7 protein-coding genes are annotated in these 12,418 nt (G+C 42.8%); 4 read left to right on the top strand and 3 right to left on the bottom strand.

Annotated features, from left to right (window positions below; all coding sequences use genetic code 11):
- The first annotated feature begins 82 nt into the window (after nucleotides 1-82).
- The 3 genes from I8J31_RS16840 to I8J31_RS16830 all read left to right on the top strand — a co-directional run bounded on the left by I8J31_RS16840 (nucleotide 83) and on the right by I8J31_RS16830 (nucleotide 4,564).
- Nucleotides 83-1,255, top strand: coding sequence for a histidine decarboxylase (locus I8J31_RS16840; protein ID WP_199469750.1), 1,173 nt, complete (start codon nucleotides 83-85; stop codon nucleotides 1,253-1,255).
- Nucleotides 1,256-1,367: 112 nt separating this feature from the next.
- Nucleotides 1,368-2,978 (top strand): ATP-binding cassette domain-containing protein, encoded by a 1,611-nt coding sequence (locus I8J31_RS16835; protein ID WP_199469749.1) that lies wholly within the window; start codon nucleotides 1,368-1,370, stop codon nucleotides 2,976-2,978.
- Complete coding sequence (locus tag I8J31_RS16830) at nucleotides 2,975-4,564, top strand: ATP-binding cassette domain-containing protein (RefSeq protein ID WP_233402863.1); 1,590 nt, start codon at nucleotides 2,975-2,977, stop codon at nucleotides 4,562-4,564. The genes I8J31_RS16835 and I8J31_RS16830 overlap by 4 nt, the downstream gene beginning before the upstream one ends.
- Before the next feature lie 154 nt (nucleotides 4,565-4,718).
- On the opposite strand, the gene I8J31_RS16825 is transcribed toward I8J31_RS16830, so the two are convergent.
- The 3 genes from I8J31_RS16825 to I8J31_RS16815 are packed head-to-tail and all read right to left on the bottom strand — an operon-like array spanning nucleotide 4,719 to nucleotide 9,235.
- Nucleotides 4,719-6,635, bottom strand: a complete 1,917-nt coding sequence (locus I8J31_RS16825; protein ID WP_199469748.1) for an AMP-binding protein — start codon at nucleotides 6,633-6,635, stop codon at nucleotides 4,719-4,721.
- 52 nt (nucleotides 6,636-6,687) lie between these two features.
- Nucleotides 6,688-7,593, bottom strand: a complete 906-nt coding sequence (locus I8J31_RS16820; protein WP_199469747.1) for an isochorismatase — start codon at nucleotides 7,591-7,593, stop codon at nucleotides 6,688-6,690.
- 37 nt (nucleotides 7,594-7,630) lie between these two features.
- Nucleotides 7,631-9,235 (bottom strand): (2,3-dihydroxybenzoyl)adenylate synthase, encoded by a 1,605-nt coding sequence (locus I8J31_RS16815; protein ID WP_199469746.1) that lies wholly within the window; start codon nucleotides 9,233-9,235, stop codon nucleotides 7,631-7,633.
- 195 nt (nucleotides 9,236-9,430) lie between these two features.
- Here I8J31_RS16815 and I8J31_RS16810 point away from each other — a divergent pair, with 195 nt between their 5' ends.
- A complete protein-coding gene (locus tag I8J31_RS16810) occupies nucleotides 9,431-12,349 on the top strand; it encodes a condensation domain-containing protein (protein WP_199469745.1) in 2,919 nt (972 codons plus the stop codon).
- The last annotated feature ends 69 nt before the right edge of the window (nucleotides 12,350-12,418 follow it).

The raw sequence follows: 12,418 nt of genomic DNA, 5'->3' as shown, positions 1-12,418 counted from the left end.
ATGAGCCGTCAACATACACTTACGATTAGGTAATTTTCTTGACTCGGTAACATTATGCAAAATCAAATCAACGGAGCTGAACATGATTTTATCTGCTACTAACCAAAACCGTCTTGATACCTTTTGGGATTACTGCCTAGAACATCAGTACTTTAATATCGGCTACCCTGAGTCCGCAGATTTCGATTACTCTACTTTATATCGATTTTTTAATTTTTCTCTAAATAACTGCGGCGACTGGCAGGAGAGCAGTAACTATGCTTTAAATTCTTTCGATTTTGAAAAAGAAGTTATGAAATACTATGCCGATTTATTCCAAATACCCTTTAAGGAAAGCTGGGGCTACGTTACCAACGGCGGAACAGAAGGAAATATGTTCGGCTGCTACTTGGCAAGGGAGTTATTCCCTAATGCGACCTTGTATTACTCGAAAGAGACACATTATTCAGTAGTGAAAATTGCTAAATTGCTTCGAATGAAATCGTGCATTATAGAGTGTTTAGACAACGGTGAAATTGACACTGATGACTTAATACAAAAGATAGAAGGCAATAAGGATCGAAATCCGATTATATTTGCCAATATTGGAACGACCATGTCAGGTGCTGTGGACAATATTAAAGCGATCAAACAACGGTTAAAGCAAATTGGCATTGAGCGACAGGATTTCTATTTACATGCAGATGCAGCACTAAGTGGCATGATTCTCCCCTTTGTAGATAACCCACAACCCTTTTCATTTGCCGATGGCGTTGACTCGATCTGCCTATCTGGCCATAAGATGATTGGCTCCCCCATACCTTGCGGCATTGTCGTCGCTAAACGTGTAAATGTTGATCGTATTTCTGTCGATGTGGATTATATTTCAGCACGTGATCAAACCATAAGTGGCTCCAGAAATGGCCATTCGGTATTAATGATGTGGGCAGCAATTAATAGTCGCTCATCACAACAATGGCAGCAGCGCATTCAACACTGCCTACAAATGGCACAGTACGCCGTCGACAAGTTTCAAGCTGCGGGCGTTCCAGCTTGGCGCAACCCTAACTCTATTACCGTCGTATTTCCCTGCCCGTCTGAAGAGGTCTGGAGAAAGCACCATTTAGCCGTCTCTGAACCTAACGCCCACCTAATCACCACAGCCCATCATAAAGACACGCAGAAAATCGATATTTTGATTACAGACGTCATTGCTGATCAACAAGATGTTATTACTGATCAACAAACAACTCCCAAGCGCTTTGCTTATTCTTAATTATTTGAAACACTCACCCCTGAGAACCAGTAAGCCCCCCCAACGATAACAACAACGACGAGAGCTATGTTCGCCCTATGAAACAACAGCATAATAGTAAATGGAGACAAGCATGAGTGACCCAAGCTTGCGAGACCTTATGACTAACCCATTAATAGCACCATCATTGAAACCAGCATTACCCAAACTTTTTGCAGGAACACTATCATCGTCCCTATCAGGATTATCCATGTTAGGAGCACTTTGGTGTTTGGTACGGTTGATTGGTGATATCTCTTCTGATTGGGTAATTGCCGCTGTTGTTCTATGGATTACGGCAGCACTATTTGCCGCCGCCGCCTCATGGCTTGCACACGACGCAGAGGCCGCATTCTCAGGAAGATTACGCCGCAAGGTTGCCAATCACTTAATCCGATTACCAGCAACGGCACTGTCTAAACAAAGCGATCAGAGTTTACGAAATTTGGTCTCCAGTGATATTGAAAAGCTGCACCACATGGTGGCTCACCTACCCTCAGAAGTCGCTAACTTCGCCATCCTGCCATTAGCCTCCATTACTTTATTAATGAGCATGGTCGGCCCTGTCGCACTCTGGGTACTATTACCCGGCATCATCGCCTCATTGTATTATCTTGTTGTGGTACCACATGTTAGCGCTCGTGATGGAGCAGCACGTATGCAAGTGATGGGAGAAGTCATCTCCGCTGTCGATGATTATGCTCGAGGTATTCGAGTAAACCGGATATATGGTAGACAATCTGGAGCCTTAGCTGCCTACCATGACTCAACAAAACGCTTTACAGACAATATGGTAATGTGGGTAAGCAAGGTCGCTACTCTTGCCGGTATGGCGGTTGCTTTGCTGCAAGCTGTGACAACCTTTGCGATTGCTTATCTTGTATCTTATGACCATGACGCCATGACATTTGCGGCCACCCTATTCTTCAGTTTAGCGATTGTAACTCCTGTTTTACGCCTCGGACATGGCCTTGATTATGTGAGTACTGGACGAGCATCGATGGGCAGATTGATCGCGTTGCTACAAAACCCTACGGTCCCAACAGGCCATATAACACAGTTAAATAGCCCCACAACGCTTGAGATTAGAGACGCCGAACTGTCCATCGACGACATTCAGGTAATTAATGGGCTAAATCACACCTTTAAAGCCGATGCACTAACGGCAATCACAGGCCCAAGCGGTGCAGGGAAAACCACACTACTTCTTATTTTATCTGGGCTTGAGCCATTACAAGCTGGTTCTATTCAACTTGCGCAGGTGAACATATCTGAGTTAGATGAACAAACTCGACACCAAGCTTTGCTATCAATACCACAGGGTGGAGATGTATTACCTGCAACGGTGAAAGAAAATTTGAGGCTATCTTCACCCAATGCCACAGATGAAGAGCTCACATCAGCACTGCACAAGGCACAACTAACTGTAGAATTGGATAGCAATGCTCAGACACTCTCAGGCGGTGAACAACAAAGAGTCGGTATTGCCAGAGTATTTCTCTCTTCAGCCCCTATCATTTTGTTGGACGAACCAACGGCTGCATTAGACAAAATAAAGGCAACAAAATTAATTGAAGAGCTAAAACACTTAGCGCGGAATCAACATAAGACCATTATCATCGTTACCCATGATAAGACATTAGCAGCTATAACAGACGCACAATTTGAACTAGAACGTAAAATTGACACAGAGAACTTGTCATGAAGACTACAACAAATACAGTAAACCATAAGCCAATGTTTGCGTTACCAGCCATTGCCCGTCGACGCTTAATGTCAGTTGGCATCGGCTGGATATTAGTGGCCGCACTCGAAGCGCTTGCCTACACTATTTTAGCACTCGGAATTGTCGATCATTGGTCACCAAAATGGATTTTAATCAGCGCTGGCATCACCATTTTAGTAACGACTCTAGTGAATCGCTCAGGCTATTTGACAGGAATTCGACTGGCCGGTGACCTATTCTCTGCGTTAGGACAATCACTGTCTCGCACTAAACTGTCTTGGTTCACCAACGAACATCGTGCACAAGTAGCAACTATTGCAGGGCAAGGCATTCCAGGTCTAATGAGCATACCAGCACATCAACTCCAGCATTTTCTCCATGCCCCATGCATACCATTATTTTTAATTGTCGGCATTGGCCTAATTGCAGGCCCAGAAGTGGCCTTAGCGGCCGCCATTTTGCTTGCCTTGTCATTAATGGCACAATTTTTGTCGCAGCGAGCACTTGGGCATGCGGATAGAAAACGACATGACGCAGAAGCCAAGACATCAGAGGCAACCCTTGAGCTAGTCGATCATATCGAGTTATTGCGCACCGCAGCAGGGCCAGTACGAGCGATAACAGGTGTTGAGCAGCGCTGGACAAATCAAGAAAAGGCACTTGCTGATACCAATCGTGCTGCCGCTTTCGCTGTTTTTGTCTCTACATTAGCAAGCGTATTGCCTATAGCAGGGATAGCGTCCTATTTAATATTTACGGAATTTGGTAGCGCAATGACAATATTGGCACTGCTAATTCTTGTAGGTCGTGCCGCTGCGCCACTTGGCGAGTTGGCAACAGCAGGGCTAGGTATCAACGACCTACGAGCCTCATTGGACAATTATAAAAAAGTAACCAACACTCCCGAATTACCTGAGCCGATAGTAGCAAAATCAGTATTAGAGGATTATCGTATTTCAGTTCAGCTGGTGAAACATTCCCCCGCGCTAAACAATATCCATGTGGATATCCCTGCTGGCGGCAGAGTGCTGGTGACAGGACCTAGTGGTAGCGGAAAAAGCACACTACTTGAGCTACTAATGCGCTTTGACGATCCCGAGCAGGGCCAGATTAAAATTGGTGACATTAAACTTGATGACATCCCCTATGAAGAACTAGCATCACATATCGCTTATGTGGCACAAGACCCCATAGTATTCACAGGCAGTTTGGCTGAGAACATCCGTATTGGTAATCCACAAGCTACAGATGAAGAAGTCGAAACGATTGCACGAAAAGCCACCTTGGGGTCTATTATTGATCGCTCACCCGATGGCATACACCAATCTGTTGGCCAACAAGGTACCGCTTTATCGGGGGGAGAACGTCAACGTGTTGCACTGGCTCGCGCCTTGATTAAAAATGCACCGATCTTAGTTTTAGATGAAGCAACATCGGCGCTAGATGAGGCAACAGAACAGGAGGTTATCAATACAATTCATAGCTTGTCAGCAACGGTGCTTTTTGCAACCCATCGTGACACATCCATTTGGAAACCCACCCAGTCAATTTACTTGAATAGCTAAACCCATACAGAGTATAAAATACATAACTGCATATGAGACCAACCACGGACATGACCTAAAAGCCTGCACTCTTTTATCAACACTTAGAATAACAGGCTTTTAGGCCTACAGAGATGTAGGTAAGGTGAGGCAAGAGGACTTGTTCACACCCTCCTTAATTAGCATTTAGTTTATTCTGGACGTTATGCATAACATCTTGGATAGTTCGGCATTTCACAAGCGAATAAAAATCCATCGCTATTCCGCATTGTTCTGATAATTGCTTCGCTATGCTCATCAATTGCTTCGGACGAATATTTAACCCAGCTATTTCCATTTTATCAGGAGCTGCTTTCTCTTCACCTCCTTTTATGGAAACTCCAAAAAGATCTAAAATCAATGTCGTAATTTCTGGAGAGATTGTCACATTAGAAGCCATTTCAGATGGTGACTTAGACTGAGAGCACTTATCATAAAGCCGCTCTTGAGCAATACCTAATAACGCTTTACGGTCAACCTTACCGTTCGCTGTTAATGGAATTTTTTCTAACAATAAGCATTTAGAAGGAATATGCGAACTAGGTAAATGCACCTTCAAATAATGTCTTAACTGTGCCAGATCAATCGACTCATGCGACGAGTCATTAACCTCGGTATAAATCGCAACCAATTCATTAATTTCAGCGACAGGGTGAACACAGCTAACCACAACAACATCATGGATAAAGGGGTGTTTAGAAATGGCATTTTCTACTTCAGTAGCAGCAATCCTGACACCCTTAACCTTTAAATAACCCTCTTCTCGCCCCGAAAATATAATGGTGCGATCTTCTCTGAAACACCCTAAATCACTCATCTGAAATACAGTTTCAGATTGATGATTTGGCGTTCGGATTTGTAGAAAATCTTTTTGCTGTATCTCTCCATTAAGCAGATAGCCATTAGACAAATTAATGCCAGACATGTACATCTTGCCAACTTCACCCACATCACATGGTTGATAATTCTCGTCCAGAATAAAATATTCATTATTAGCCAATGATTTACCATAAGGGATTATCTCTTGATCATCATGATGAATCTCATGCCAGATACTCCAAATAGTGGTTTCTGTTGGCCCACCTAGAGAAAATAGTCGAGTGTTAGGCAATTGTTTTTTTAACAGGGCAATTAATGAAGGCTTAATATAGTCTCCACCTTGCGCAATTAGGCGTAATGACTTCAATTGCTCAGTTCGCCCTACCGTAAACAACATATCGACAATAGCAGGCACACTACTCCAAATAGTGACATGATTTGTGGCAACAAGCTTAGCCCATTCAAGAGCATTTTTATGCTGCTCAAAAGTAGGAATTACTAAAGTGGCGCCTATAGACATAGCGGCAAAAATATCAAACACCGACATATCATGATGAAAAGGGGTAACCGCCATAAAAACATCATCATTGGAAATATTCCAACGCGCTATTGTTTGCTGCAATACATTTGCTGTCGCTTGATTATTTAATACCACACATTTTGGCGTGCCCGTGCTACCAGAAGTATAAAGGTAGTAGGCTGGCGAGCGATCTAAAGGATATCCAAAGTGACGGCCATCAAGCGCTACCTCAATATTGTCTTCCAGTGCTTGCTGAATATGGATGGTAGGTATTTGCGGCAGCACATCTTCACTAACGACAGCATCTGCATGGCTATTTGATAATAAGTATTCCAGCCTTGCCGCTGGCGATTCCACATCTATGGGCAACCAAACTATCCCAGTCAGTGCACACGCTAATGTAGTATAGATATGCTCAGGACTCTTACGCAGACAAATGGCCACTACTGACCCAGCACGTAAACCTTGCTGCTTAAAGGCAGAAATGATTTTAGCAACATTGACACCAACATGGTGATAGCTAATATTTTTCCCATCAAAAACAAGTGCAATTTTATGAAGACTATTTTCAAATAAATTGTTTTTTATCTGCTCCAGATAATCATCCAAGACAACCTCTTGAAGCCTTACCCCTAACTGTTGACTACTGCTTGAATCTTTCTGACCTTCTTGAGTAAGATCATATTTTATTAATCGATGATCGATTCCCTTCATACCCCTGCCTACCCTTAATCTAAAACATATTCAACATGTCATCTACGCACTATCATCCGATTACGGCGTCAGGCTCATTGACCGAAGTCGATGTAGCCTGTTGACGTTCTTGTATCAAGGCCCACCAGTTTGATAATGTCGGATTACGAGCAACTTCCTCAAAGCTCACCTTGATACCATAAGTTTTAAGTTCGGAGGAAAGTTGCATGATACTGAGGGAATCCAAGCCATATACAATTAAATTTTCAGTTGGATCTAACTCTTCATCTTCTTCAATAAGCTGCTGTACTCGCGTATACAACCATTGTTGAGTAATGCTTTTCACCTCGGTTTCAACTAAAGAGTCTGTGTCAATGACTTTACCGCAGCGAGAAGACACATAAGTTAGCGCCAATTGGTGTTCTGCCGCTGAAAAGTCAGCAACAGCATCACCAACTAGAAAGGGCTGTATGTCCCCCATAAACGCGTCTACAGCCGTGACCATACAACCTATGTGTGCATACACACCGCCAACAATAAGCTGATCTCGATTCCAATCTTGCATACGCTCTCGCAGATCTGAACGAGCAAAAGCACTGTAGCGCCATTTGGTCAATACGATATCTTTATCATCTGGGGTAAGCGGATCAATAATAAGCTGCTGATCTGAAGTTGAGGCTGGCAAACCAGGCCCCCACATCGCATTAAGTAAGGCACGATCTTCATCTGATTGCTCATAGGGTTGAGCAGTATAAACAACTGGGACATTATGCTCATGCGCCCACTGACGTAATCGAACTAAGTTTTGTATGAGAGTAGGAATTAGCTCACCACTGGCATCATAAAAATTAATAAAATAGCGCTGCATGTCATGTATTAATAGCACCGCCCTTTTAGGATCTGGTTGCCAATCTACTTTGTTTGCAGGATAGCTAGAAGATTTAGGCATCGGGTAGTCTGAAATCGTTGCAATAGTCACATGTACTCACTTTTAATTTTCAGTTTATTCAAAATATTTAGAGGTTACGCAGTACTTTTTTATCAATTTTTCCAACGGCCGTTAGGGGCATGGATTCAATAAATTGAACACGATCAGGAATTTTATATTGAGCAATACCCAAACCTAATAAGTAGCGCCTAAGTGTTGATGATTTAAGATTAGAACCCCGAGAAACTATGAATGCGCAGCTCTTCTCACCAAGGCGAGGATCTACCACGGCGACTAGCGCCACATGAAGGACATCTGGATGTGAGAGAATAAGATTTTCAACCTCTTCAGAAGCAATTTTTTCTCCGCCACGATTAATTTGATCTTTCACTCGCCCCACCACCCGAATATTGCCATCAGATGTGCGCTGCACTAAATCCCCTGAATAGTAATACCCCTCTTTATCAAATGCTTGAGCGTTATGCTCAGGGCTTTGATAATAACCACAAAAAGTATAAGGGCCGCGAGTAATGAGCATTCCCGTTTCCCCCTCCAGAACCGGACTACCTTGCTCATCTATAATCATTAGCTCGTCGTCCACACTTATTGGACGTCCTTGGCTGGTAAAAACCTGCTCTTCAGAGTCATCTAAGCGCGTATAATTTACCAAGCCTTCGGCCATGCCAAATACTTGCTGCAATCGACAGCCAAATGTTTTTGGTACTTGACGTGCTAAGGATTCAGTGAAGTTTGCTCCACCTACCTGAATGAGTTGCAAAGTTTTCAGCTCCTCAACTTTAGGCGCCTGCTCTAGCCATGCAATAACAGCACTTGGCACTAATGCCGCCATGGTGACATTATGCTGCTTTATTATCGAAAAGCAGTTTAGCGGCTCAGGATCAGACGCCATAACGACACAACCCCCGACATAAAAAACACCAAGAGCACCAGGCGAACTCAGCATAAAATTATGGGCAGAAGGCAGTGCGCAAAGCAAACGAGTATCAGCCTGCAAATGACAAATGTCAGAACTCGCTCTCACACTGTAATAGTAGTCATTGTGAGTCCGTGGAATCAGTTTTGGTGTACCAGTACTGCCACCTGATAACTGGAAAAAAGCAACTTCATCAGCCGGCGCAGGTGAAAAACCCACCTCCTTAGAAGCTGCTGTTTCTATCCATTTAGATAATCCAAATTGGCTCGAATCATCACCAAGCTTCAATATAACTTGCGGACATATACCTGTAGATTGAAGGGTTTCAACGAAGCCATCATCACTAAATACATCATGCTCATTTGAAACAATTAAAAGCTTAGGTGTAATTTGACTACAAAAACTACGTAGTTCATGTTGCCGATGAGAATAAAGTGCATTGAGCGGGACAACACCAACTTTTAACAAAGCGAAGAAAACAATATAAAACTCTGCGGTGTTGGGAAGTTGAACTAATGCCGTATCGCCTTTGCCAATACCTTGCGCAGCGATGCGAGAAGCAAGGTTTGAAGACAAACCATCTAGTTCTGCGTAACTAAACTGACGCCCCCCACAAATAATCGCCGTTGCATTAGGACTGGTGTCACAAGATGCAGATAAAATTTGCGTTAAGGGCCGATCAATCCAATAGCCTTTTTCGCGATATTGCTGGGCCCTATCACTGGGCCAACGGCAAAACTCAATGAATTTTTCAGTCATTTTTAATATCCTTATAATGCTTCCGCTAGGCAATAAACAATATATGAGCACATAGCACTCTTAGGTGCTTTATAAAGCTCATAACAACACTCAATCTCATTAATGGTAATAATTATCCCTTAGATACTAGGAATCATTCTCATTTGATTGTAAGATGACGCATCTTCATTATTTTGTCAACTGAGTAAGCGCACAATGAGTGAATTGACATCGATGCAAGCAGCCTGTTGGTTTGGCCGTATAAGCGACGCTGATTTTTTAGGCGGTGTGGCAGCTCACCTTTATGCCGAATTTGATGGTTCATCTATTGATTTAAACAGGTTGGAATCAGCACTTCAGCGCGCTTATTCAGAGCACGCCATACTTAGACTGAATTTAAGCGTAGAAGGCGTTCCCCATATAGCACCATCAGTGCAAGCCCCCCTTCTAGAAATTGATGATTTGACCTTATTAAGTAATAAAGAACAGCAACAACACTTACTTGATAAGCGAGAGCAATGGACTCATCAACAACTCGATTTAGCCAATGGACAAACAGCAAGGTTTTCAGTAAGCCAGCTTAACAATGGTCATTTTCGACTACATGTTGATGCAGATATGATCGCTGTTGATCCTTCTAGTTTCTGCCTATTGATGGAGGACCTTGCTGTATTTTATGGGGACTCTGAAGCGATATTTGACCCAGCCCCCGCCTTTTTTGATTGGCACAATATCGCAAGATCAGATGCTGATTTAAAAAAACTGCGCAATAGAGATCGAATGTGGTGGAAGTCTCGACTACCTGATATTGCACCCGCGCCATCGCTCCCACTTAGTAACGTGACCTCAAAACACGCACAAAGCCATCGTCTAAGTGAAACACTCACCTCTAAGGAATGGCATGAATTACAAAGATTAGCCCGCAGCCAAAAGGTTACGTTTTCGAACTTAGTCTTAAGTCTATTTGCATTCACCCTTAGCCAGGCGACCCAAGATAAACGCTTTAGACTCAACGTGCCTGTGTTTTGGCGAGAACCGCTTGTAGTAGATACCAATAGATGCATTGGTGATTTTGCTAATTTTGTCATACTCAATGTAAATATCGAGGCGGCGAACAATCTGACCTCGCTATGTCATGACATAGCCAGTCAAATGATTGATTTACTTGAGCACTCTCATTATGCAGGTGTAAATATAATGAGAGACCTCTCACGCCATCATGGTGCTGCACAGATTGCCCCTGTGGTTTTCACTGCAGCCTTAGATTTGCCTAAAAATGAGCTGTTTTCTGAACATGTGCGACAAGCTTTTGGAAGCATGAATTGGACCGTCTCCCAAGGCCCTCAAGTTGCACTAGATGCTCAGGCCGTTCGTATGAATGATGGCATATTGATTAACTGGGACATTCGTTTGGATTCATTACCTCTAGATTGGATGAGTGAACTGTTTAATCGTTTTATGTCCAGACTAAAAGAAGTGAGTAAGAAGCCCGAGCTATTAGATGTGGATTTTGACAAAATACAATCATCTTCCTTTAACAAAAAGCCGACTAAAAAAGCCGTGCTTGAGAACACCTTATCGCCGATGCAACAAGCGTATTTATTAGGCCGTACTGCACAATTACCACTCGGCGGTGTCGCAATGCAGGAGTTCCGAGAATATCGTGGCAAGATGGACCCTATCGTGCTGCGAGAACGGTTAACCGCAATGGTCAAGCGTCATGAGAGTCTGCGCACCTATATTGATTCAAATAAACTACTTCAATTTGTCTCTGACGATATTGCGATTAATCTAAAAGACATTGATCTGAAGAACTTAACGACTCAGGCCGCATCAGCCTACATTGAGTCCTATCGAGATACTTATACCCATGCTCTATTTGATCTCGATTTTTCACCTTGGAATATCACCATATTTCATTTAGAAAACGATCGATTGTGTGTATTTGCGCGTTTTGATGCTTTGATTCTTGATGGGCGATCTATAGCAAGCTTAATGATTGAACTATTTGACATGGAACATGCTGGGCAGCAGTCAACCATGCCTAACCAACCATCGTCAGTGTCAGACCAACCTACCGAAAGCGAAGTTGAGACACGCAAAGCAGACATGGATTACTGGCAAAAAAAGTTGTCTGCTATCACCAAAGAACCTCAACTCCCTTGGAGTAAACCTTTACATCAACTGGGTATATCAAGGTATGAGCGTAAAAGCCTGACAGTCTCATCAACCAGTTTTCGCCAATGCTGTAAAGCCGGTGCCAAGCAAGGCCTTTTCAAAAACTCCGTCATCATGACGTTGATATTAGAGTTACTGGCCTATTGGTCTAATGACAAACACATATATGTTGCTGTGCCCGTGTTACCAATATATTCAGGCTCATTCTCTAACAACTCAACCTTCATCCCTGTAGAATGGCACGCAAATGTAGAAAATTTAAGTCAGCAGGCAAATAGTCTACAAGTCGATATTCTAGAAGGACTGCAACACCTTTGCTTTTCTGGTGTGGATTTGGCGCGAATGTTATTTGAAAAATGCGGTTCAGGGCCAGCATTACCTATCGTCGTAACCAACGGCCTATCTTGGCCTACCCTATCTGATGCCAGCCCAATGACACTGGAGAATGGACTGACGCAAACACCCCAAGTGGCTATTGATATTCGCTTTTCTACTCAGCAAAATGGCGTGCTTGTTTTTGATGTTGATTATGCCTGTGATGCAATAGATGCAAGTGCAATACATACTTTTCTTACTGCTATCGAAGCGGCTATTGATCAGATTACGAGATCAAACCTATTCTCTTTTGACGCAGCAGAATGCTTTTCAATTGATTCAAACCAAAATCAACCAGGCCTTAACCTTCAAGATTACAGCAATAGTCCTTTGTTTTGTGGTGAGCAATTACTAAACATTTATTTGGAAACAATTAATCCCTCTGAAGATAAACCCACAAGTAAGGACATGGATTTTATTAGTATGGGGCTTCGCCCACATCATGTGAAAACGGTTTTGGATCGTTTATATGACACTTATTCAATTAGATTATCACCCGCCAAAATTTTTCAATGTCGCAATATAGCTGATGTAGAAAAGCTTTTAAAAACAGAGCAGCTAGTGAGGCAATCATCAGCTTAATAGACAACATAGAGATATCGCTTCGAACAAGCATTAACGCAATGAAATACACACAACCATAATACATTT

This window comes from Marinomonas transparens (genome assembly GCF_016463975.1).
In the GTDB taxonomy this organism is placed as follows: domain Bacteria; phylum Pseudomonadota; class Gammaproteobacteria; order Pseudomonadales; family Marinomonadaceae; genus Marinomonas; species Marinomonas transparens.
The sequence above is the reverse complement of the archived record's forward strand: the minus strand, read 5'-3'. Positions and strand labels throughout refer to the sequence as shown.

Excerpts from the sequence above, each read along its gene's own strand:
- I8J31_RS16840 (WP_199469750.1), top strand. The coding sequence starts at position 83 with ATGATTTTATCTGCTACTAACCAAAACCGTCTTGATACCTTTTGGGAT.
- I8J31_RS16835 (WP_199469749.1), top strand. The coding sequence starts at position 1,368 with ATGAGTGACCCAAGCTTGCGAGACCTTATGACTAACCCATTAATAGCA.
- I8J31_RS16830 (WP_233402863.1), top strand. The coding sequence starts at position 2,975 with ATGAAGACTACAACAAATACAGTAAACCATAAGCCAATGTTTGCGTTA.
- I8J31_RS16825 (WP_199469748.1), bottom strand. The coding sequence starts at position 6,635 with ATGAAGGGAATCGATCATCGATTAATAAAATATGATCTTACTCAAGAA.
- I8J31_RS16815 (WP_199469746.1), bottom strand. The coding sequence starts at position 9,235 with ATGACTGAAAAATTCATTGAGTTTTGCCGTTGGCCCAGTGATAGGGCC.
- I8J31_RS16810 (WP_199469745.1), top strand. The coding sequence starts at position 9,431 with ATGAGTGAATTGACATCGATGCAAGCAGCCTGTTGGTTTGGCCGTATA.